The sequence below is a fragment of the Bacillus sp. COPE52 genome, from assembly GCF_003355115.1.
Taxonomy (GTDB): domain Bacteria; phylum Bacillota; class Bacilli; order Bacillales; family Bacillaceae_G; genus Bacillus_A; species Bacillus_A toyonensis.
Window position 1 is genome coordinate 4,190,709 of the sequence record NZ_CP031292.1, and the last position, 22,671, is coordinate 4,213,379.

Sequence of the window (22,671 nt, forward strand, 5' to 3'; positions counted from 1 at the left end):
TGTTATAATTACCTTAAATTGTAACTCGAGGAGAGGTATGATGAATCAAAAAGATAAAGAAAGAAAAGAGCAAGTGGCTCATATGATTGACATTCCAGATGAATATAGGCTTGTTGTAGATGATCAAGAAGGTGTGGATGACCCATATCATCTAGTATGGTGGGAGCATAAAGAGGATGAGGAGAGAACGATACAAATTACGTTGAATAGACATACTGGTAATTTAATTGAATTTAGTATAGATGATGAAATTTATTTTTCGAGTGGTAAGGAAGCGATAGATGAGAATAAAGCAAGAGAGATTGCAAATGCATTCTTAAAAAAATATACAAAAGAAGGATATGAGTTTTATACATATATAACGGTTAAGGATGACAGGCGTGGGTGGAAAGAAGTAAATTATATGCAAGAAGTGAATGGCTACCCATTACCGAATGCAGGGTGTGTTGTGCGAGTTCATCCTTCAGGCAATGTTGTACATTTTCGTTATAATGGACAAAAAGCTATTGAGAAAAAACCGTTATGGCCAAGTGAAATTGTTGAGGAGAACGTCGTTTTAGAAAATCTGAAAGCTAGACAAGATATGAGACTTGTATTTGTAGATTTAACACATTCTTCATGTAAATATGAAAATGGTGAGGAAGTAAAAGGGTATCATCTTGTATATGAACCAGAACCTAGTCATGCGTTTATTGATGTAAGTACAGGTAAAGATTTGTTTGGAACAGATCATTATAAATTGCCTCTAACTGTAGCTGTTGAAAACCCGAAAAAAGGTATTCGACAAGAGGATATATTCGATTTGTTTGATTGGGATAAAGAAAATTTTACAAAAGTAGCTGAGAAGGAAAATGATTATGAAATAAGGATGAAATTTGTTCCGAAAGAGGAATTACAGAAACAGAAAGAAGAAAAGAATCCATATTTAATGAATGAATTTTTTAAAAAGCATTTACCGATGTTAAAATATAATAATTTTGTTGGCGTTATGATTGATAAATCTACCAATGAATTAACTGGTTTTATAAAACTGACAGACGATAATGAAGTAAAGCAAATACTGTCTAGAGAGGAATGCATACAAAAAGCACTTCAATTTTTGGAACAAGTTATTCCAGATGTCACACAATATCTACGACTTTGGGAAGAACGTGAAGAAGCAGAAGATGGGATTGAAAGGTTTACCTTTTCCGTATATGTGAATGGTATTCCAGCAGAGTATAACCAATTTAGGGTCAATATCAATGCAGAAAATGGTGCTGTGATGCACTACTCCGGAGAGTCTAGCAACTTTATAAAAGAATTACTTACATATGAAACAACAATAAAAATAACAAAAGAAAAAGCGCTAGAAATATACAGAGGGGCCATGCGAGTGAATTTAGAATGGTTTTTAGAAAATGATGTAGAGGAAACGAACTACGTACTATTGTATAAACAAACAACGGATGAAAATCATAAAGAATCCTTCGATTGTAGTCGAGAAATTCGTTATATTGATGCGCATACTGGGGAGAAAATTTGGAGTGAATAAGGAAAAGGTCTTCGAGAGAAGACCTTTTTTTAGAAATAACGATTTATTCTTCGTATATATCGATTTTGTATAACCACTTTTGTACACTAGCAGGTGGTCCTTCTGTTCTCCACTTTGTTGTGCACATTCCACAGGAACAGTGAATTTTTCTTTTTGCAAAAATACCAGCTGTTTTAGGTGTATGTCCTCATGCATGTTTTACGATAATCATCTTTCGGCGCATCGTACGCTGACGTTGGTGCCTTGTATAAGCACGTGTTCTTTCAAATTTCATATTTGTATAATCACTCCTTGTAGTACAAGTAGCTTGCAAGAGCGTACAAGGAGTTCATCTCTTACAAGCTACTTATGAACAAGAGGGTAATGAAATGTTTCATATTCCACTCTCCAATCTTTTGTTTAAGTATATGTAGCAAAGCTTTTTGAGACAAATATTATGTGTAAAAACATATTGGAATGATATCGTACAGACACAAACAACCTCACGCCCACATACACATAATAAAGACCACTATTTTGGCGGAGGTGAAAGGTTTGAGTCTATTCGCCGCAATTGGATATATGGTTCGAGAAGTGTTTGTCTTTGTTTCTTATGTGAAGAATAATGCGTTCCCGCAGCCGTTATCATCAGATGATGAGAGAAAGTACTTAGAGTTAATGGAGCAAGGTGATGCTCAAGCGAGAAATCTTTTAATTGAACATAATTTACGGCTTGTAGCTCATATCGTTAAAAAATTTGAAAACACAGGAGAAGATGCAGAAGATTTAATTTCAATTGGTACAATTGGGCTCATTAAAGCAATTGAGAGTTATTCAGCAGGGAAAGGAACAAAGCTTGCGACGTATGCAGCACGCTGTATTGAAAACGAAATTTTGATGCATTTACGTGTACTAAAGAAAACGAAAAAAGACGTTTCACTTCATGATCCGATCGGGCAAGATAAAGAGGGGAATGAAATATCGCTTATTGATATATTAAAATCTGAGTCTGAAGATGTAATTGATATGATTCAGCTTAGTATGGAGTTAGAAAAGATTAAAGAGTATATCGATATTTTAGACGAACGAGAGAAAGAAGTTATCGTAAAGCGCTTTGGACTTGGGCTTGATAAGGAGAAAACGCAGCGGGAGATTGCGAAGGCACTTGGTATTTCAAGGAGCTACGTATCAAGAATTGAAAAGCGTGCGTTAATGAAAATGTTCCATGAATTTGTAAGAGCAGAGAAAGAGAAAAAAGCGAAAGAATAATGTGCATTGCAAGCAGCCAAATTTTAAAATGGGCTGCTTTTCTTTTTGTAAATAAGGAAAGAAAACGAGTTGTATTAAGAAGAAATACATGTTCACTGTTGAAAATGACGGATTCTATCTGTAATATTAGAGGGTGCTAAACAATTTAAGAATAATACCATACTTAACTTAGTTTTCGATTTGCATAATGAACAGTTCTATATGATATGTGGGAATAAGAACCAGTTTTACATATGATATAGAAAGAAAATAAGGGAAAACTAAAGTTATAGACTGGTTAGGAGGTTTCGCAATTTGCGACGTACATTATATCGACTTATGATAGAACTTACAAATGGTCGCTTTACTTCTTATATATTACGTAAATTTGCACAATCTCGTTTGAGCTCCATCATAATTCCATCATATGCGAAAGTTTTTCAAATTAATCAAGATGAGATGGAAAAGGGTTTGAAGGAATATAGAACATTGCATGACTTATTTACGCGTAGGCTAAAAGAAGGAAAGCGTAGTATTGATACAGATACATCGAGTATCGTTAGCCCTGTTGATGGTGTTTTTGCTGACCACGGTCCTATTGAGGATACAAAAACATTTGATATTAAAGGTAAGCGTTATTCAATTGTGGATATGCTAGGTAATGAAGAACGTGCAAAGCGATATGCAGGCGGTACATACATGGTCATTTATTTGAGTCCAAGTCATTATCATCGCATTCATAGTCCACTTTCTGGGGCTGTGACTGAAAGATTTGTACTCGGTAGAAAATCATATCCGGTAAATGCAGCTGGTATGGAATACGGTAAAGAACCACTGTCAAAAAATTATCGTTCTGTTACAGAAGTGAATAGTGACGGCGAACATATGGCACTTGTAAAAGTAGGGGCTATGTTTGTTAATAGTATTGAGCTTTTGCATGAAAGAAGTACTGTTCAAAAAGGTGAAGAAATGGCATACTTTACATTTGGTTCAACAGTTGTATTATTGTTTGAAAAAGATATGATAGAAGTAGTGCAGAATTTGAAGAGCGGACAAGAACTTCGTCTCGGTGAAAAAATTGCTACTCGATTAACTCACAAGTAAAGAGAAGATTTTATAATCGTAAATAAGAGTTATGGACAAAGATGCTTAATGATGAAATCCCCCTAGATGGGAGTACTTGTTTATTCGAGAGCCATCGTAGGATGGCTCTTTTTACAGGTTATTAGTAATCTATATGTACTCAAGAAGATTTGGCAAGCTTGTCCTCTAATGAGCGTCTAATAATTTCTTGTTTTATAAGTAAAATGAAGTCGGGATTTAATTTTAGTTCTTTTGCTTTATAATAAGACTCAGTGAGTAACTCAGTAGATAACTGTTCCATATGTTTTGTTTTCAAGGTGAGTCACCTCCTAATAATATAAGGATTGATTCGTTGTTGCATTTAATGTACCAAAAAAATATGACAGTCACAAACAAGTGGTTATCCACATACCACAGTGGATAAATTGTGTATAGATTGTTAGTAAATTCCAAATTGACTGAAAAATTAATGTGGAAAGTGTGTACAATTTTATCCACAGGTTGTATATCGAAAAATGTTGTCGAAAAATTTTATGAAAAATCCTCAAAGAGGTGAAAGAAATTGAAATTATTTTTACCAAATGAATATGTGAAAAATGTATATCATGTTCAACCAGAAGATTTGAAAAAACGTGGAATTAAAGGAGTTATTACTGATTTAGATAACACGTTAATTGAATGGGATCGTCCAAATGCAACGCCGCAACTTGAAGAGTGGTTTTTAAAAATGAAAGAGCAAGGCATTCAAGTAACGGTCGTTTCGAATAATAATGAGCAACGTGTGAAAGACTTTGCTGATCCATTAAATATTCCATTTATTCATAGTGCACGTAAACCATTTGTTCGTGCATTTAAGCGTGCGATACAAGAGATGCACCTGCAGCCGGATGAAGTTGTAGTAATTGGGGATCAGTTGCTTACAGATGTGCTTGGTGGAAATCGTGTAGGACTTCATACAATCTTAGTTGTGCCAGTAGCGCAAACTGATGGATTGGTGACTCGCTTTAATCGAAAAATTGAACGAAGAATTATGAAAAATATGAAGAAAAAAGGTTTAATTAACTGGGAGGAATAAAGTTTGACTGAAACAATTAAATGTATTGGTTGCGGTGTAGAAATTCAAACAGAAAATAAAAATGAAGTTGGGTATGCGCCTGCCTCATCTTTAGAAAAAGAGCAAGTGATTTGTCAACGCTGTTTTCGCTTGAAACATTACAATGAAATTCAAGATGTATCGCTAACAGATGATGACTTCCTACGCATTCTAAATGGAATTGGAAGGTCAGATGCATTAGTAGTCAAGATTGTAGATATTTTTGATTTTAATGGTAGCTGGTTACCTGGCTTACATCGTTTCGTAGGAAATAATAAAGTATTACTTGTAGGAAATAAGGCGGATTTAATTCCTAAGTCAGTAAAACATGATAAAGTAAAGCATTGGATGCGCTATAGTGCAAAGCAGTTAGGATTAAAGCCAGAGGATGTCTTTTTAATTAGTGCAGCGAAGGGACAAGGGATTGCTGAATTAGCGGATGCTATTGAGTATTATCGCGACGGCAAAGATGTTTACGTTGTTGGATGTACGAATGTAGGAAAATCTACATTTATTAATCGTATGATTAAAGAATTTAGTGATGAGACTGAAAATGTAATTACAACATCTCATTTCCCAGGAACAACACTTGACTTAATTGATATTCCATTAGACGAAGAATCTTCTTTATATGATACGCCAGGTATTATTAACCACCATCAAATGGCTCATTATGTTGGAAAGGAAAGCTTAAAGCTTATTACACCAACAAAAGAAATTAAGCCGATGGTATTCCAATTAAATGAGGAACAAACATTATTCTTTAGTGGATTGGCACGCTTTGATTATGTAAGTGGTGGTCGTCGTGCGTTTACTTGTCACTTCTCAAATCGTTTAACAATTCATCGTACAAAGCTTGAGAAAGCAGATGAATTGTATAAAAATCATGCCGGAGATTTACTAAGCCCGCCAACACCAGAAGAATTAGAAAATATGCCTGAGCTGGTGAAATACGAGTTTAATATTCGTGAACCGAAAACGGACGTTGTATTCTCTGGATTAGGATGGGTTACTGTAAACGAATCAGGAGCAAAAATTGTTGCTCACGTACCAAAAGGAGTAAGTGTTTCATTGCGTAAATCTTTAATTTAATATGGAGAGGGATTTATGAAACAATTATATGGTGTAATCGGAAATCCAATTGGACATTCATTATCGCCCGTTATGCATAACGATGCATTTGAACACTTGAATATGGATGCCCATTATCATGCGTTTCTTGTAGAAGAAGGGCTAGGGGAAGCAGTAAGAGGTTTAAAAGCGTTAGGTATTTCAGGATTTAATGTAACAACTCCGCACAAAGTTGCTATTATGGATTATTTGGATGAGATTGACCCACTAGCAAGGCAAATTGGTGCAGTAAATACAGTGGTTCATAAGGATGGAAAATTAATTGGCTACAATACAGATGGAATCGGTTTTGTCCGAGCCTTACAGTCAATTAGTAGTGAACCACTTCAAGAGAAACGTATTTTATTACTTGGCGCTGGTGGTGCTAGCCGAGCTATTTATTTTTCTCTTGCTGATGTAGGTGTGAAAGAAATTGATGTAGCGAATCGTACAGTCGATAAGGCGAAAGAACTTATTGCTGCATGTGCGGCTGATGTTCATTCTGTTGCTTTATCGTTAGAAAAAGCGACAGAAGAACAAGGGAATTATGATATTATCATTCAGACGACAACAAGAGGTATGCATCCGCATGTCGAACATACGCCATTACAAATTTGTTCGTTAAAAGAAGGAACAATTGTATCAGATATAATTTATAATCCATTTGAAACGAAAATTTTATGTGAGGCAAAAGAGCAAGGTGCAATCATTCAAAATGGTATTGATATGTTTGTTTATCAAGGGGCACTTGCATTTGAAATGTGGACAGGACGCGTGCCAAATATTGATAGAATGAAACAATTAGTAATGAGAAAGCTTGGAGGCTAATTATATGTTAACAGGAAAACAAAAAAGATTTTTACGTGCACAGGCACATCATTTAACACCAATTTTTCAGGTTGGAAAAGGCGGCGTAAATGAAAATATGGTGAAACAAATTGGAGAAGCATTAGAGGTTCGTGAATTATTTAAAGTGAGCGTGCTACAAAATTGTGAATTCGATCGTCGTGAAGTTGCAGAAGAACTTGCACAAGGTGCACGTGCTGAAATCGTTCAAGTAATTGGAAGCACAATTGTTTTATATAAAGAATCAAGAGAAAATAAACAAATTAAGCTTCCTCGATAAAAAGATTAGCATGCGGTACTTTTATTGCTAGTGCTTAATGATGTAGAGAGCGAAACCAATTGAACTTTTATTAACAGTGAACTCTCTTCGAATTGATAGGAAGAGAGTTGCTGTATGTAAAAGGAAGGGGCGTTTCTTTTGAGAAAAATTGGCATCATTGGCGGTACATTTGATCCGCCTCATTATGGGCATTTGCTAATTGCAAATGAAGTATATCACGCTTTGGACTTGGAAGAAGTATGGTTCCTGCCAAATCAAATTCCGCCACATAAACAAGGGCGGAATATTACAAGTGTAGAAAGTCGTTTAAAGATGTTAGAGCTTGCGACTGAGGAAGAAGCATACTTTTCAATTTGTTTAGAAGAGCTAAACAGAGAAGGTCCATCTTATACGTATGACACTATGTTACAATTAACGGAAAAGTATCCGGATGTGCAGTTCCACTTTATTATTGGTGGAGATATGGTTGAGTATTTGCCAAAGTGGTATAACATTGAAAAGTTACTTACACTTGTAACTTTCGTTGGAGTTACGAGACCAGGTTATACATTGCATACGCCTTATAATATTGTAAAAGTGGAAATTCCAGAGTTTGCAGTTTCTTCTTCTTTTTTACGTGAGAGGTATATGGAGAAGAAAACGTGCAAATATTTACTTCCGGAAAAAGTACAGGTATATATCGAGAGGAATGGGTTGTATGAATCGTGAGGAAGCACTTCATATTGTCAAACAACAAATGCATGAAAAGCGTTATGTACACACAATAGGTGTAATGGAAACAGCGATTGAACTGGCTCGTTTATATGATGTAGATGAGAAAAAGGCAGAAACAGCTGCTATCTTTCATGATTATGCAAAATGTAGAGCGATTTCAGAAATGGAAGAGATTATTAAGAGGGAAGGTTTGCCGAAGGATCTACTTCACTATAACAAAGAGTTATGGCATGCACCTGTTGGGGCATACTTAGTAGAAAAAGAAGTAGGCATTACGGATCCTGAAATTTTGCAAGCTATTACATACCATACAAGTGGTCATGAGAAAATGACGATGTTAGATAAAGTGATTTATGTAGCAGATTACATTGAGCCGGGGCGTAAGTTTCCTGGTGTAGAAGAAGCGAGAAAACTCGCATATAAAGATATAAATCAAGCGTTACTGTTTGCTTTAAAGCGAACAATTCAATTTTTAATGGAAAAAGATCAAACGATTTATCCATTAACATTCCAAACATACAATGCAGTTATCAAGGAGGAAATTATTAAATGAAAGATAAAGATTTATTAGTATTAGCAGCAAAAGCAGCTGATGATAAGAGAGCAGAAGATATGGTTGTACTAAATATGCAAGGGATTTCACCAATTGCAGACTATTTCATTATTTGTCACGGAAACTCTGATAAACAGGTGCAAGCAATTGCGCGTGAAATTAAAGCGAAGGCGCATGAATTCGAAATTAATGTACAACGTATGGAAGGTTTTGATGAGGCTCGTTGGGTATTAGTAGACCTTGGTGATGTGGTTGCTCATGTATTCCATAAAGATGAGCGTGATCACTACAATTTAGAGCGTCTATGGGGCGATGTACCACGTGAAGATATTACTGAAGAGTTAGATCAATGAAATACGAACAATTTGCATTACTGTATGACGAACTGATGAATGATGTCCCGTATGATAAATGGGTAGAGTTCACAGAGGAAAGTTTGCAGCATGCGGGCATGAAAGAGGCAAAAATTCTTGATGTAGCATGTGGAACTGGTAACGTAACACTACCGCTTATGCGAAAAGGTTATGATTTAACTGGTGTCGATCTTTCAGAAGAAATGTTAACTGTCGCACAGCAGAAATTAGGAGGAGAAGGTTATTTTCTTCCTTTTTACCAACAAGATATGAGAGAACTTGATGTTCCTGGTGAATTTGATTGTGTAACAATCTTTTGTGATTCGTTAAACTATGTATTGCAAGAAGGTGGAGTGCAAGAAACGTTTAGAAGAGTCTTCCATCATTTACGTCAAGATGGCTTGTTTTTATTCGACGTACACTCTTTATATAAAATACATCACGTATTTCAAAATGAAACATATACAGTGAATGGCGAGGAAATATCACTTATTTGGAACTGTTTCCCTGGAGAAGAATCCAATAGTGTGGAACATGATTTGACATTCTTTGTACAAGATCCAGAAGAAGATGTATATCATCGTTTTGATGAATGTCACGTGCAACGAGCATATTCGGTTGAAGAATTAACGAAATGGCTTGAAGAGGCTGGATTTACAGTGCTTCGCGTCACAGGAGACTTTGAACGAATTGAAGTGACAGAACAAACAGAGCGCATCTTTTTTATGGCGAAGAAGAATGGATAAAACAAAAGCAACCGATAAGGTTGCTTTTGTTTTTTTAGAAAAGATTTGATTTTATTTCTAGAATATTAAAAAGATGATACATGTAAAGTACAAAAATGCTAGTTTTAGTGAAAATGTAGCATAAAAAAGATACGTATTAATAAAAAGGATTTGGAATGGCGATGGCGTATTTATTATGTGTGTTTATTGAATTGCTGATCAACGCATTTTAAATCTTCATCAAACTTCTCGTGTGTCCGTTCGATTAATTTATGAAACATATCTCCAACATGTTCTTCTAAAACTAGAATACCTTCTCCTGTAACGCCGCCTTTGACACATACCTTTTCTTGTAAGGTAGGTAATGTGAAAATCTCTTTTTCAAGTAATTTCCCCATTCCAACGACCATTTCACTTACTAAAGTAGTAGCTTCTTCATGTGTAATATTTGTTTTATCTACAGCAGCGTTAATGAAACATTGTAATAAATAACTAAAGAATGCAGGGCCGCAGCTTGCTATATCAGATGAAACGCGCGTTATATCTTCTTCTATTACAAGTGGAGTAGAAATTTTTTTGAATAGCCGAAGTAGTTTTTGTTGCCACTCTTCAGAGCATTTACTTCCAAATGTAAATAATGATGCGCCAGATAGGGCGCGGTTTGTAATGCTCGGAATGATACGTGCGACGTGGCAAGGTACAAGTGTCTCTAATTGTGATGGGGATATTGGACTTGTGATAGAAACTAAGCACTTTTCATCAGAAAAATATTCAGCATATTTTTGTAGGATAGGGTATATATCTTTCGGTTTAACGCAAATAAAAATAAGTTGTGATTGTTCGAGTACTTCTGGGATTGTTTTGGCTATATGAATAGAAGGGTATTTTTCCTTTATATGATATGCTTTGGCAGGCGTCCGATTAATGATTGTAAGGCACGAAGGTTTGACAGCACGGGTCTCTAAAAATGCATCGATTAGTATATTCCCCATGTTTCCTGTCCCTATAATTCCTATGTTCAATGTTTCATCCCTCCTTCGTAACAGCTTTCTCCTAAACAATATGAATGATGTTATAAATTTATGATTAGAGGTGTAAAATGATGTGGGATTTTCCGAAAAAATGGTTGGGGTTAGTAGCTATTATTGTAACTGTACTTTTTCTTTTTTTCTGGAAAACAAACCAGCATACAGAGCGATCGGTCATTGCAACGGATGTTCAGGCGAAAGATGTAGAGAAAAAAAGTAAACCGAAAATATTAGATGCAAAGGAACAGAAAAAAATACTAATTGATATGAAAGGGGCCGTTGTTAAAGAGGGGGTGTATGAAATGAAAGAAGGGGATCGGTTCAAGGATGCCGTTGAAAAGGCGGGTGGTTTTTTGCCCGAGGCAGATATAAAGAAGGTGAATTTAGCACAAATTGTACAAGACCAAATGATTCTTTATGTACCCAATAAAAATGAGCAAGTGCAAGATGTGGCTACCTCTTCAAAGGGGGAAGGGAAAGTTCAAATAAATGCAGCTTCTAAAGAGCAACTTGAAAAAATCACAGGCATTGGCTCTCGAAAAGCGGAAAGTATTTTGAAATATCGAGAGGAACATGGTCCGTTTCAGAAAATAGAAGATTTATTAGAGATTGATGGGATTGGTGTGAAGTCTTTGGAAAAAATAAAAGATCAAATTATTATTCCGTAAAAGATTGACGAAGTTTTTCTTCATTCGCTACACTACAAGTAGACAAAAAAGAAGGTGAAAAATATGGAACGAATTTCGTGGGATCAATATTTTATGACGCAAAGTCATTTGTTATCTTTACGTAGTACATGTACAAGACTTGCAGTAGGGGCAACAATCGTTCGTGACAAGCGGATTATTGCTGGCGGCTATAATGGTTCAATTAAAGGTGGGGTGCATTGTATCGATGATGGATGCTATGTCATTGATAATCATTGTGTTCGTACAATTCATGCAGAAATGAATGCTTTATTACAATGTGCCAAGTTTGGTGCGAAAACAGAGGAAGCAGAAATTTACGTTACGCATTTCCCTTGTTTACAATGTTGTAAGGCAATTATTCAAAGTGGTATTACAGCGGTTTATTATGCGCAGGATTATAAAAATCATCCATACGCCATAGAGTTATTTGAACAAGCGAATGTAACAGTGAAGCACGTTCCACTAGAATATGATATTGCTGCATTAGAGGAGCAAAAACGTTATACGGAGTTAAAAGAATTATTTGCGTCTTTCGAAAAAGATAATTTATCAATGGAAGAATTACAGCATGTATTCACGAAAGCAAAAATGATGCTATAAGGAGTGAGTATAAGTTGCATGAACAATGGGGCTATATTGCAATCTCTTTTATAATGGGGATTGCAATCGCCTTTTCCTTGTCATTTTTATGGATTGCTTGTTGTTTCGTTTTATATGTTTTCTTCTGTTTATATCGTACTTCGCGTAAAACCTTCATTTTTTGTATGATAGCGTGTTTTAGTGGTGCTATGTACACTTCGTATGTTCAAGGGCAAAATAAGCCTCTAGGGGAGCCCTATGAAGCTACAAGAGGGGTGATACAAAATACACCTCTTATTAATGGGGATCGCCTATCTTTTCAATTTGAAGATCAGAATAAAAATACAGTGCAGTTAAGTTACAAAATGAAATCAGCCTTGGAAAAGAAACAATTACAACAATTATATGCGGGAGTATCCTGTGTATTCAAAGGTGAGAGGAAAGAACCGCAAACTGCTCGGAATTTTCATGGTTTTGATTACCGAGATTATTTATATAAACAAAATATTCATTTTATATTCCATGCTACATATATTTCTGAGTGCCAAAAAACATCATTATCATTTGTGCAATGGATTCTTTTTTATAGGCAGCACATAATCTTTAAAGTTACAGAAATGTTTCCAGAGCAATCAGGTGCTTTTATGAATGCATTATTATTTGGTGACCGACAACAAATGACGTTTGAAGTTGAAGAACAGTATCAGCAATTTGGTCTTGTGCATTTATTGGCGATTTCAGGGTCGCATATTGTTCTGTTAATGGTGATAGTTTACTTTGTTTTACTGAGAAGTGGTGTGACGAAGGAGATGGCGACAGTATTTCTAATTGTTTGTATTCCAGTGTACATGATTATAGCAGGCGCATCACCATCTGTTATAAGAGCTTCTATAACAGGTGTTTTATTGTTGGGTGCTTTCATTTGTTCTGTTCGCTTATCTAGTTTAGATGCCTTAAGTATAACGGCTATATGTATGCTTATATACGACCCATATCTTGTTTTTAATATAGGATTTCAATTTTCATTTGTAGGTAGTTTCGCTTTAATTTTATCTGCTCCGATACTACTAAGGCGTAGTAATGGAGTAATTCGAAATGCTATTTATATTTCTATTATCTCGCAGCTCGTTAGTACCCCGATTTTGTTATATCATTTTGGTTATTTTTCTCCATATAGTATTTTCCTCAACTTCATATACGTTCCATTTTTATCTATAATTGTATTACCATGTAGTATTATTATTCTGGTATTTATACCAATTATCCCATTTCTCGCAAAAGGACTTGCGAATGTACTGTCAGTAGGTTTAATTATTTCTAATAATTTACTAAGTTACTGTGAAAGCTTACCGTTTACCCGCCTAGTTTTCGGGCAAACACCCATACTTCTTATAGTTGTATATTGTGTAATAATTATTAGTATATTGATCGTCTTGGAAAGAGGGATGCCGAAAAAAATTGTGTTCATAGTCATGAGTGGCTTTCTTTTTATTAGCACGTGTCATTATGTATACCCGTATTTTCGCGAGAGTGGGAGTGTGACATTTATTGATGTTGGACAAGGTGATGCAATATTAATTCGACTTCCATATGATAAAGGGGTTTATCTTATTGATACAGGTGGAACACTTCGGATAAATAAAGAAGAATGGCAACGGAAAAAGCATGAATTTTCTGTTGGTCACAATATTCTTGTTCCTTTTTTGCAAAAGGAAGGTGTGAAAACAATTGATAAATTAATCATAACGCATGGAGATGCGGATCATATAGGTGCCGCATCGGATTTATTATCGTATATAACTGTAAAAGAAGTTGTATTTGGTCAAAAGAAACAAGAGACAGTATTAGAAAAGGTGTTAAAGAAAAAAGCATTAGAAAAAGAAGTGAAAATAAGTATAGTGGAAGAAGGGGAGTGTTGGAGTATAAATGGAGCGGAATTTTTTATACTAGCTCCGAAAGGGAAAGAAAAAAGTGAAAATAACTCTTCAATTGTAATGTGGGCCAAATTAGGAGGATTAACATGGCTGTTTACAGGTGATTTAGAAGAAGAGGGAGAGGAACTTTTAGCATCGACATATCCATATTTACGGGCGGATGTTTTAAAAGTTGCGCATCATGGGAGTAAAACGTCATCTACAGCACCTTTTTTGAGGCTTATACAGCCTAGTATAGCGATTGTTTCTGTGGGAGAACGGAATAGGTATGGACATCCGGATAAGGAGGTGATAGAGCGTTTTGAGAAGATGGGTACTGAAATATGGCGAACGGATAAACAAGGTGCTATTTCCTATGTTTTTAAAGGGGAAACCGGAACCTTTAAAAGTAAAATCACATATGATGAAATACATAATAGATGAAAAAGAGAAGACTGCCATGAAATGGCAGCCTTTAAGAACCGATGAATTTAATAACAGTTGCAATAATGAAAAGTGTTGCGAAAAAACCAAATGAGACGATAAATCCTACCCCTGAATCAATAGCGTCATTGCGTTTACTTTGAACATTTTGTTCAAAATCATTCATTTAGAATCCCTCCCCAACATTCCACTTTAGTATAAAATATTGTCAGAAAAAAATCTACAATTTCCATATGAAGAGGAACCGAGTATTTTTACTACTTTCTAGTTCGTTAAGTGACATGAGTTTTTCGTTTCCAAGCATGTTAAGAGTTGGCACTTATACTCGGATTTTTATTGTGAATAATAAAGGGAAGGTGATTACCGCACACCAATAAGAAACCCGGGACTTATTGCGTGGCGTTTAATATAAATAAAGGGGCGGGTTGTAAAGCCTGTTCCTTTGTACTTGTAAAACAAAAGCTAGGGCATTAGTATAAATATATATTGCCAAGTTAGGGAGTAGGAAAAAAGTATGAGTGATATACATAAAAAAATTAAAAAGAAGCAGTTTGCTCCGTTATATTTACTGTATGGAACGGAAGCGTTTTTTATAAATGAAACGATAAAGCTTATTACAACAGAAGCACTTGAAGAGGAAGATCGAGAATTTAATGTTGTGACATACGATTTGGAAGAATCCTATTTAGAAGATGTGGTTGAGGATGCGCGTACACTTCCTTTTTTGGGGGAACGGAAAGTACTATTAATGAAATCACCACTTTTTTTAACTTCACAAAAAGAAAAGTTAGAACAAAATATAAAAATTTTAGAAGAATATATTGGTGAACCTTCTCCATTTTCTATTCTTGTTTTTGTTGCGCCTTACGAAAAACTCGATGAACGAAAAAAAATTACAAAACTATTAAAGAAAACAGCGGATGTAGTAGAAGCGAATGCGATGCAAGTGCAAGATGTTCAGAAATGGATTGGTGCTCGTGCTGATGAAGTACATGTGCATATTGATAATGCAGCTGTTAGTTTGTTATTAGAGCTTGTGGGAAGTAATGTAACGATGTTGGCGAAGGAAATGGACAAGTTAACGTTATACGTTGGTATGGGCGGAGAGATTACACCAAAACTTGTTACAGAGCTTGTGCCGAAGTCTGTGGAGCAAAATGTATTTGCTTTGACAGAAAAAGTAGTGAAAAAGGATATTGCGGGTGCAATGCAAATTTTAGATGGATTATTTACGCAGCAGGAAGAACCGATTAAATTGCTTGCGTTATTAGTGAGTCAATTCCGCTTGCTGCATCAAGTGAAAGAGTTGCAACAACGTGGTTACGGACAAAATCAAATCGCGTCTCATATTGGTGTACATCCGTATCGTGTAAAGTTGGCGATGAATCAAACGAAGTTTTTCTCTTTTGAAGAATTAAAAAAAGTTATTATAGAATTAGCGGAAGCTGATTATAGTATGAAGACGGGGAAAATGGATAAGAAACTTGTGCTTGAGTTTTTCCTGCTGCGGCTAAATCATATGTAGTGATACAAAAAAGTTCATGTACTTGTTACGTGAACTTTTTTGTATATAAAAAAACGATCCAAATGGATCGTTTTTTAAACGCCTTACGCGTTTACTTGTTTCGCTAAGCGAGATTTTTGACGAGCTGCAGCGTTTTGGTGGATAAGACCTTTACGAGCTGCTTTGTCAAGTTTTTTAGAAGCAGTTTTGAAAGCTTCTTTAGCATTTTCAAGATCGTTATTAGTAACTAAAGCTTCTACAGTTTTAACAGCAGAACGCATGTCAGACTTGATAGAAGCGTTATGTGCACGACGCTCTTCGCTAAGTTTAGCGCGTTTGATAGCAGATTTGATGTTTGCCATACTTTTCACCTCCCTGGTGCAATCGAATGACTCGATTCTTAACATAGAACAAGTGATATTCTATCAAACGGTGAAGAGAATTGCAATAGTATATCAATGAAATTTCACGTAAAGGAAAGAATGACCTTATATAACTTTGGGAAATCTAACGATATTTACTATGAATTACGGAGGAGATACGATGAAAGAACCATTAGATTTAAGTAAATATAGTATTAGAACTGACCTTGCTGTAGAAGCGCATCAAATGTTGCAAGAACGCCAAGAAGAACAAGAAGGGGTACAAGGAGTTATTGTAAAAGAGAGGGAAGAAGAGGGTATTACAATTACAAAAGTCACAATTGATGAAGTTGCATCTGAATCGATGGGTAAAAAACCTGGAAATTATTTAACGCTTGAAGTGCAAGGTATACGTCAACAAGATACGGAACTGCAACAAAAGGTAGAGCGTATTTTTGCGAAAGAATTTTCTTATTTCTTAGAAGAGGTTGGCGTTACAAAAGAAGCGAGCTGTTTAATTGTTGGTCTTGGGAATTGGAATGTAACACCGGATGCACTTGGACCGATAGTTGTAGAAAACGTATTGGTAACGAGACATTTGTTTCAATTGCAGCCTGAAAGTATAGAAGAAGGTTTTAGGCCTGTTAGTGCAATTCGTCCGGGAGTAATGGGAATTACAGGAATTGAAACGAGCGATGTTATTTATGGAATCATTGAGAAGACGAAGCCAGACTTTGTAATTGCAATTGATGCGTTAGCTGCACGCTCTATTGAACGTGTAAATAGTACGATACAAATTTCGGATACAGGGATTCATCCTGGATCTGGTGTTGGGAATAAACGTAAGGAGCTAAGTAAAGAAACATTAGGAATCCCTGTTATTGCGATTGGTGTTCCAACTGTAGTAGACGCAGTTTCTATTACGAGTGATACGATCGATTTTATTTTGAAGCACTTTGGAAGAGAGATGAAAGAGGGACATAAGCCGTCACGGTCTTTATTACCAGCGGGATTTTCATTCGGAGAAAAGAAAAAATTAACAGAAGAAGATATGCCGGATGAAAAAAGTCGGAATATGTTTTTAGGTGCTATTGGTACGTTGGAAGAAGAAGAAAAAAGAAAATTGATCTATGAAGTACTGTCTCCTCTCGGTCATAATTTAATGGTGACCCCAAAAGAAGTAGATGCTTTTATAGAGGATATGGCAAATGTAATAGCGAGTGGGTTAAATGCAGCGCTGCATCATCAAATTGACCAAGATAATACAGGAGCATATACACATTGAGGGGGAGAGACGATGATAGTTTAAGTCGTTTTGCACTTCTGTGTATATGTAGTGCAGTTTTATGTTTACTTATGATGATAGCAGGAGTTGCGCTTGCTAATCATGGTTTGAAAAGTATGAAAGGTTATCAGCAGCTGTCGTATGAACAAATAGCTCATATGACAGGGACAGAGGGTGCGAGTGCTGAATCAGAAATTTTGGGAAGTTCGTTTTCAACTATTGAGAAACAAAAACAATTAGAAAGTTTAAGAAGTTTTAATGTCGTAGAAGGAATTGGTATGGCGATAGCAAGTGTTGCTTATGAAATAACAAAGTTTGGAACGGATATAGTTGTTGGGAAAGTGAAAGAGATTTTTAGCTAAGAGTAGCAGGAAGAACGGTTGTCTTATCGTTTTGTACGACAGCCGTTTTTTAATTTGAAAAAGGTTTGTCTCTTATGGTTTGTTCGCATAAGATATAGATAGAATGATTTGTCTTGTAAGCAGCACGAGTTTTCATTGAATCTTTGCTGCTCTATTGATATAATCAGTGCTAGTGTATATTGGCGAGACTATTAGGAGTTGAGAACATAGATGAATAAAGAAGAAAGAGCAAAAAGACAGTCCAAAATTCGTAACTTCTCCATCATTGCTCACATTGACCACGGGAAATCAACGTTGGCAGACCGTATTTTGGAGAAAACAAACGCGTTAACACAGCGCGAAATGAAAGCTCAGTTGCTTGACTCTATGGATTTAGAGCGTGAGCGCGGTATTACAATTAAATTAAATGCAGTACAATTAACGTATAAAGCGAAAGACGGTGAAGAGTATATTCTTCACTTGATCGATACGCCAGGACACGTCGATTTTACGTACGAAGTATCTCGTAGTTTAGCGGCTTGTGAAGGTGCAATTCTTGTTGTTGATGCAGCGCAAGGGATTGAGGCGCAAACATTAGCAAACGTATATTTAGCGCTTGATAATAATTTAGAAATCTTACCAGTTATTAATAAAATCGATTTACCAAGTGCGGATCCAGAACGCGTACGTCAAGAGGTAGAAGATGTAATTGGTTTAGATGCATCGGAAGCTGTACTTGCTTCGGCAAAAGCAGGCATTGGTATTGAGGACATTTTAGAACAAATCGTTGAAAAAGTACCAGCTCCGACGGGTGATTCAGAAGAGCCGTTACAATGTATGATTTTCGATTCCTTATATGATCCATATCGTGGTGTAATTGCATATATCCGTGTTGTAAACGGAACGGTAAAAGTTGGCGATAAAGTACGTATGATGGCAACTGGTAAAGAGTTTGAAGTAACAGAAGTAGGTGTATTTACACCGAAAACAACGCAGCGTGATGAGTTAACTGTAGGTGATGTAGGTTTCTTAGCAGCATCTATTAAAAACGTAGGTGATACACGTGTTGGTGATACGATTACACATGCGAAACGTCCGGCTGCAGAGGCGTTACCAGGTTACCGTAAATTAAACCCGATGGTATTCTGTGGGCTGTATCCAATTGATTCTGCTCGTTATAACGATTTACGTGATGCGTTAGAAAAATTAGAGTTAAACGATTCTGCTCTTGAGTTTGAACCAGAAACATCTCAAGCGCTAGGATTTGGTTTCCGTTGTGGATTCTTAGGTTTACTTCACATGGAAATCATTCAAGAACGTATTGAACGTGAATTTAAGATTGACTTAATTACAACAGCGCCAAGCGTTATTTATAAAGTTTATTTAACAAACGGTGAAGATGTTATTGTTGATAATCCATCTAATATGCCAGATCCACAGTCTATCGATCGTGTAGAAGAGCCGTTTGTTAAAGCTTCAATTATGGTTCCGAATGACTATGTTGGAGCTGTAATGGAAATTTGCCAAGGTAAACGTGGAACGTTTATTGATATGCAATATTTAGATGAAACGCGTGTTACATTAACATATGAAATCCCGTTATCAGAAATCGTATATGACTTCTTCGATCAATTGAAATCAAATACGAAAGGATATGCATCATTTGACTACGAGTTAATTGGTTATAAACCGTCTAAACTTGTGAAAATGGATATTCTTTTAAATAATGAACAAGTGGATGCTTTATCATTCATTGTGCACCGTGATTCAGCGTATGACCGTGGTAAAGTAATCGTAGAGAAATTAAAAGAATTGATTCCAAGACAACAGTTCGAAGTGCCAATTCAAGCTACTATTGGAAACAAGGTTGTAGCACGTTCTACAATTAAGGCGATGCGTAAAAACGTACTTGCAAAATGTTACGGTGGTGACATTTCTCGTAAGCGTAAACTTCTTGATAAGCAAAAAGAAGGTAAAAAACGTATGAAGTCTGTTGGTTCTGTAGAAGTACCGCAAGAGGCATTCATGGCTGTACTGAAAATGGATGACAACTAATATAAAATAAAGAAGGAGTCGTTTATGCGGCTTCTTTTTTTCTGTATCATTACTTTTTAGACATCTTAGTATCTCTCATTTACAATAGTGAGAGAGCTTTTTAGTTCATACAGAGTTAGGAGATTATTAATGTCCGAAAATATTCGAAAAGATATTCAAGAGAAACTACAAAATGGTAATTTTAATTGTGAAAAGGAATTGACGCTTTCTATTATTAGTGGAAAGTGGAAAGTTGTGATACTGTGGCATCTTGGTGTGGAAGGGCCTCATCGTTTTAGCGAATTACAACGGTTATTCCCAAGCATTTCTCATAAAGTTTTGTCGAACCAATTAAAAGAGTTAATGGAAGATGGGATTGTTGATCGAACAGTATATCCCGAAATTCCTCCTCGTGTTGAGTATTATATGACGGAACTAGGCATGTCACTTTTACCAATCGTTGAAATGATGTATGATTGGGGAAAAATGCGAATGGAACAAATCCGTAATACGTTAGAGAAGTAGAGAACCCTCCGGAGTGCGGAGGTTTTCTTTTTAGAAAGGTAGGAGTTATATTTGGTACAAGCTGCATATATTCATATTCCGTTTTGTCAGCATATTTGTCACTATTGTGATTTTAATAAAGTGTTTATTGAACGCCAACCGGTAGATCAATATTTAGAGTACTTAGAGAAAGAAATAATAAATACGGTTCAAAAAGTACCGTTTGATAGTATGAAAACGATTTTTGTTGGTGGAGGAACGCCGACAGCATTAAATATGGAACAGACAAAAAAATTACTCGAGATTATTAATCGTCATTTGCGTCCGTTTGCTCCGAATTGTGAATTGACATTTGAAGCGAATCCAGGAGATCTGCCGAAAGAGAAGTTGAATGTACTGCTAGAAGGTGGAGTGAATCGAATTAGTTTTGGTGTGCAAACGTTCCGTGATGAACTGCTGGAGAAAATCGGGCGCAAGCATACGAGGGAAGATGCATTCCTAGCGATTCGAGAAGCTCAAGAAGTAGGCTTTAAAAATATTAATGTAGATATTATTTATGCTTTGCCAGGACAAACGATAGAAGATGTGAAGGAAACATTAGACATTGCTTTTACGCTTGGTGTACAACATTTCTCGGCATATTCATTAATTGTGGAACCCAAAACAGTGTTTTATAACTTAATGAATAAAGGGAAATTGCGTCTTCCGGGTGAAGACCATGAAGCGAAAATGTATGAAATGGTAATGGATGAAATGGAGAAACACGGTTATAACCAGTATGAAATTAGTAATTTCTCAAAAGGTGATAATGAAAGTAGACATAATCTCACATACTGGAATAATGAAGAGTACTATGGATTTGGAGCTGGAGCGCATAGTTATGTAAATGGAGAACGTATTCAAAATGTAGGACCGCTCAAGCAGTATTTTACGAAAATTGATGAAACAGGATTTCCTTATTTAGATGTTCATGAAGTGACTGAGAAGGAAAAAATGGAAGAAGAGTTGTTTTTAGGACTTCGAAAAACAAAAGGTGTTTCTAAAATAGCATTCCAAAAGAAATTCAATATGGAGATGGATCAAGTTTTCGCGAAGCAGTTACAAGGCAATCAAGAACAAGGGTTGCTTGAAGAAAGAGATGGATATGTGCGTTTAACACGAAAAGGGAAATTATTAGGGAATGAAGTGTTCCAGTCATTTTTGATTGACTAATTAAATGTTTCATAAACGTGAAAAAAATTCATTATTTCGTGACGTTTCCGTTGACAATTGAATGTCAATTTTGGTAAGTTATTAATAGATTTAGCACTCGAAGACAAAGAGTGCTAACAGAGGTGATGATGAGATGCTTACGGAACGTCAGCTCTTAATTTTACAAACAATTATTGATGACTTTATTGGATCAGCGCAGCCCGTTGGGTCTAGAACGTTGGCTAAAAAAGAAGAAATCACATTTAGTTCAGCTACTATTCGAAATGAAATGGCTGATTTAGAAGAATTAGGTTTTATTGAAAAAACACATAGTTCTTCTGGACGGGTTCCTTCTGAGAAAGGATACCGATTTTATGTAGACCATCTTTTAGCGCCGCAAAACTTACCGAACGATGAAATTGTACAAATTAAAGATTTATTTGCTGAAAGAATTTTTGAAGCAGAAAAAGTTGCACAGCAATCTGCTCAAATTTTATCAGAGCTTACGAGCTATACGGCGATTGTTCTAGGGCCTAAGTTAAGCACAAATAAACTTAAAAACGTACAAATTGTGCCGCTTGATCGTCAAACAGCAGTCGCTATTATTGTAACGGATACAGGGCATGTACAAAGTAAAACGATTACCGTTCCGGAATCTGTTGATTTATCAGATTTAGAAAAAATGGTTAACATTTTAAATGAAAAGCTATCTGGTGTACCGATGGCAGAACTTCATAATAAAATCTTTAAAGAGATTGTTACAGTTTTACGTGGGTATGTTCATAATTACGATAGTGCGATAAAAATGTTAGATGGTACATTTCAAGTTCCGTTATCGGAAAAGATATACTTTGGAGGGAAAGCGAATATGCTTTCGCAACCGGAGTTCCATGACATTCATAAAGTAAGATCTTTGCTGACGATGATTGATAATGAGGCTGCGTTTTATGACATTTTGCGTCATAAACAAGTCGGAATTCAAGTGAAAATTGGTAGAGAAAATTCTTCTACGGCAATGGAGGATTGCAGTTTGATTTCTGCAACGTATTCGATTGGAGAAGAGCAACTTGGAACAATTGCAATTTTAGGTCCGACGAGAATGCAATACTCTCGTGTAATTAGTTTACTGCAGTTATTTACAAGACAGTTTACAGACGGACTTAAAAAGTAAATGAGAGTAATACATTCGCTCAAGTAATGAAATTTTCATTGCTGTGTGTAATATATAATGATTAGGTAATCATGCTAAGCATGATACCTAATACCTTTTAAGGAGGTG

At 35.9% G+C, this 22,671-nt stretch carries 25 protein-coding genes and 1 pseudogene; 21 read left to right on the plus strand and 5 right to left on the minus strand.

Annotated elements, in window-relative coordinates; translation table 11 throughout:
• Window positions 1–37: 37 nt before the first annotated feature.
• Window positions 38–1,534 (plus strand): YcdB/YcdC domain-containing protein, encoded by a 1,497-nt coding sequence (locus DPQ31_RS21030; RefSeq protein WP_208730957.1) that lies wholly within the window; start codon window positions 38–40, stop codon window positions 1,532–1,534.
• 43 nt (window positions 1,535–1,577) lie between these two features.
• On the opposite strand, the pseudogene DPQ31_RS29395 reads toward DPQ31_RS21030, so the two are convergent.
• A pseudogene (locus tag DPQ31_RS29395) lies at window positions 1,578–1,808 on the minus strand (hypothetical protein).
• A gap of 260 nt (window positions 1,809–2,068) precedes the next feature.
• Between DPQ31_RS29395 and sigK the strand changes: the two are divergent.
• On the plus strand, window positions 2,069–2,782 hold the full coding sequence (gene sigK / locus DPQ31_RS21040) for an RNA polymerase sporulation sigma factor SigK (RefSeq protein ID WP_000051382.1): 714 nt from the start codon (window positions 2,069–2,071) through the stop codon (window positions 2,780–2,782).
• A 294-nt stretch (window positions 2,783–3,076) separates the two neighbouring features.
• Window positions 3,077–3,865 carry a phosphatidylserine decarboxylase gene (locus DPQ31_RS21045; protein WP_001254986.1) on the plus strand — a complete coding sequence of 263 codons (789 nt, stop codon included), beginning with the start codon at window positions 3,077–3,079 and terminating at the stop codon, window positions 3,863–3,865.
• A 139-nt stretch (window positions 3,866–4,004) separates the two neighbouring features.
• Here DPQ31_RS21045 and DPQ31_RS21050 read toward each other — a convergent pair whose 3' ends face one another.
• Window positions 4,005–4,160, minus strand: coding sequence for a sporulation histidine kinase inhibitor Sda (locus DPQ31_RS21050; protein ID WP_000850093.1), 156 nt, complete (start codon window positions 4,158–4,160; stop codon window positions 4,005–4,007).
• Between the two features lie 246 nt (window positions 4,161–4,406).
• Here DPQ31_RS21050 and DPQ31_RS21055 point away from each other — a divergent pair, with 246 nt between their 5' ends.
• From DPQ31_RS21055 to DPQ31_RS21090, 8 genes are all read left to right on the plus strand, one after another.
• Entirely contained in the window at window positions 4,407–4,919 is a 513-nt protein-coding gene (locus DPQ31_RS21055; protein WP_000765312.1) for a YqeG family HAD IIIA-type phosphatase, read from the plus strand.
• A gap of 3 nt (window positions 4,920–4,922) precedes the next feature.
• Window positions 4,923–6,029, plus strand: a complete 1,107-nt coding sequence (yqeH, locus tag DPQ31_RS21060) for a ribosome biogenesis GTPase YqeH (RefSeq protein WP_000140803.1) — start codon at window positions 4,923–4,925, stop codon at window positions 6,027–6,029.
• 15 nt (window positions 6,030–6,044) lie between these two features.
• Window positions 6,045–6,875, plus strand: coding sequence for a shikimate dehydrogenase (gene aroE / locus DPQ31_RS21065; RefSeq protein ID WP_000812081.1), 831 nt, complete (start codon window positions 6,045–6,047; stop codon window positions 6,873–6,875).
• Between the two features lie 4 nt (window positions 6,876–6,879).
• The gene (gene yhbY / locus DPQ31_RS21070; protein ID WP_000955228.1) at window positions 6,880–7,173 is read left to right on the plus strand and encodes a ribosome assembly RNA-binding protein YhbY; all 294 of its coding nucleotides are present in this window, start codon (window positions 6,880–6,882) and stop codon (window positions 7,171–7,173) included.
• A gap of 138 nt (window positions 7,174–7,311) precedes the next feature.
• Window positions 7,312–7,881, plus strand: a complete 570-nt coding sequence (locus DPQ31_RS21075) for a nicotinate-nucleotide adenylyltransferase (RefSeq protein WP_208730958.1) — start codon at window positions 7,312–7,314, stop codon at window positions 7,879–7,881.
• Window positions 7,871–8,440 (plus strand): bis(5'-nucleosyl)-tetraphosphatase (symmetrical) YqeK, encoded by a 570-nt coding sequence (gene yqeK / locus DPQ31_RS21080; RefSeq protein ID WP_001078252.1) that lies wholly within the window; start codon window positions 7,871–7,873, stop codon window positions 8,438–8,440. Before DPQ31_RS21075 ends, yqeK begins: the two co-directional genes overlap by 11 nt.
• Window positions 8,437–8,793: a ribosome silencing factor gene (gene rsfS / locus DPQ31_RS21085; protein ID WP_000653199.1), complete on the plus strand. Its 357-nt coding sequence runs from the start codon at window positions 8,437–8,439 to the stop codon at window positions 8,791–8,793. The genes yqeK and rsfS overlap by 4 nt, the downstream gene beginning before the upstream one ends.
• On the plus strand, window positions 8,790–9,539 hold the full coding sequence (locus tag DPQ31_RS21090) for a class I SAM-dependent methyltransferase (protein WP_097958101.1): 750 nt from the start codon (window positions 8,790–8,792) through the stop codon (window positions 9,537–9,539). The genes rsfS and DPQ31_RS21090 overlap by 4 nt, the downstream gene beginning before the upstream one ends.
• 173 nt (window positions 9,540–9,712) lie before the next feature.
• Here DPQ31_RS21090 and comER read toward each other — a convergent pair whose 3' ends face one another.
• Window positions 9,713–10,540: a late competence protein ComER gene (gene comER, locus DPQ31_RS21095; RefSeq protein ID WP_001020545.1), complete on the minus strand. Its 828-nt coding sequence runs from the start codon at window positions 10,538–10,540 to the stop codon at window positions 9,713–9,715.
• Between the two features lie 77 nt (window positions 10,541–10,617).
• Here comER and DPQ31_RS21100 point away from each other — a divergent pair, with 77 nt between their 5' ends.
• The 3 genes from DPQ31_RS21100 to DPQ31_RS21110 all read left to right on the plus strand — a co-directional run bounded on the left by DPQ31_RS21100 (window position 10,618) and on the right by DPQ31_RS21110 (window position 14,171).
• Entirely contained in the window at window positions 10,618–11,214 is a 597-nt protein-coding gene (locus DPQ31_RS21100; protein ID WP_000989943.1) for a helix-hairpin-helix domain-containing protein, read from the plus strand.
• A gap of 63 nt (window positions 11,215–11,277) precedes the next feature.
• Window positions 11,278–11,835, plus strand: a complete 558-nt coding sequence (locus DPQ31_RS21105; RefSeq protein WP_000439772.1) for a ComE operon protein 2 — start codon at window positions 11,278–11,280, stop codon at window positions 11,833–11,835.
• A gap of 14 nt (window positions 11,836–11,849) precedes the next feature.
• On the plus strand, window positions 11,850–14,171 hold the full coding sequence (locus DPQ31_RS21110) for a DNA internalization-related competence protein ComEC/Rec2 (protein WP_208730959.1): 2,322 nt from the start codon (window positions 11,850–11,852) through the stop codon (window positions 14,169–14,171).
• A 31-nt stretch (window positions 14,172–14,202) separates the two neighbouring features.
• Here the strand turns inward: DPQ31_RS21110 and DPQ31_RS21115 are convergent, their stop codons facing one another.
• On the minus strand, window positions 14,203–14,337 hold the full coding sequence (locus DPQ31_RS21115; RefSeq protein WP_000997609.1) for a YqzM family protein: 135 nt from the start codon (window positions 14,335–14,337) through the stop codon (window positions 14,203–14,205).
• 348 nt (window positions 14,338–14,685) lie between these two features.
• On the opposite strand from DPQ31_RS21115, the gene holA reads away from it, so the two are divergent.
• A complete protein-coding gene (holA, locus tag DPQ31_RS21120) occupies window positions 14,686–15,696 on the plus strand; it encodes a DNA polymerase III subunit delta (protein WP_208730960.1) in 1,011 nt (336 codons plus the stop codon).
• An 83-nt stretch (window positions 15,697–15,779) separates the two neighbouring features.
• Here the strand turns inward: holA and rpsT are convergent, their stop codons facing one another.
• The gene (gene rpsT / locus DPQ31_RS21125; RefSeq protein ID WP_001274011.1) at window positions 15,780–16,037 is read right to left on the minus strand and encodes a 30S ribosomal protein S20; all 258 of its coding nucleotides are present in this window, start codon (window positions 16,035–16,037) and stop codon (window positions 15,780–15,782) included.
• A gap of 181 nt (window positions 16,038–16,218) precedes the next feature.
• On the opposite strand from rpsT, the gene gpr reads away from it, so the two are divergent.
• The 6 genes from gpr (at window position 16,219) to hrcA (ending at window position 22,563) form a co-directional block, all read left to right on the plus strand.
• Window positions 16,219–17,322: a GPR endopeptidase gene (gpr, locus tag DPQ31_RS21130; protein ID WP_097958099.1), complete on the plus strand. Its 1,104-nt coding sequence runs from the start codon at window positions 16,219–16,221 to the stop codon at window positions 17,320–17,322.
• A complete protein-coding gene (locus DPQ31_RS21135) occupies window positions 17,319–17,684 on the plus strand; it encodes a YqxA family protein (protein WP_001214892.1) in 366 nt (121 codons plus the stop codon). Before gpr ends, DPQ31_RS21135 begins: the two co-directional genes overlap by 4 nt.
• A gap of 210 nt (window positions 17,685–17,894) precedes the next feature.
• Window positions 17,895–19,718: an elongation factor 4 gene (gene lepA, locus DPQ31_RS21140; protein WP_001030961.1), complete on the plus strand. Its 1,824-nt coding sequence runs from the start codon at window positions 17,895–17,897 to the stop codon at window positions 19,716–19,718.
• A 129-nt stretch (window positions 19,719–19,847) separates the two neighbouring features.
• Entirely contained in the window at window positions 19,848–20,222 is a 375-nt protein-coding gene (locus tag DPQ31_RS21145; protein WP_001293547.1) for a winged helix-turn-helix transcriptional regulator, read from the plus strand.
• Window positions 20,223–20,273: 51 nt separating this feature from the next.
• On the plus strand, window positions 20,274–21,413 hold the full coding sequence (gene hemW, locus DPQ31_RS21150; RefSeq protein WP_097958097.1) for a radical SAM family heme chaperone HemW: 1,140 nt from the start codon (window positions 20,274–20,276) through the stop codon (window positions 21,411–21,413).
• A 133-nt stretch (window positions 21,414–21,546) separates the two neighbouring features.
• Window positions 21,547–22,563 carry a heat-inducible transcriptional repressor HrcA gene (gene hrcA, locus DPQ31_RS21155; protein ID WP_000954961.1) on the plus strand — a complete coding sequence of 339 codons (1,017 nt, stop codon included), beginning with the start codon at window positions 21,547–21,549 and terminating at the stop codon, window positions 22,561–22,563.
• The last annotated feature ends 108 nt before the right edge of the window (window positions 22,564–22,671 follow it).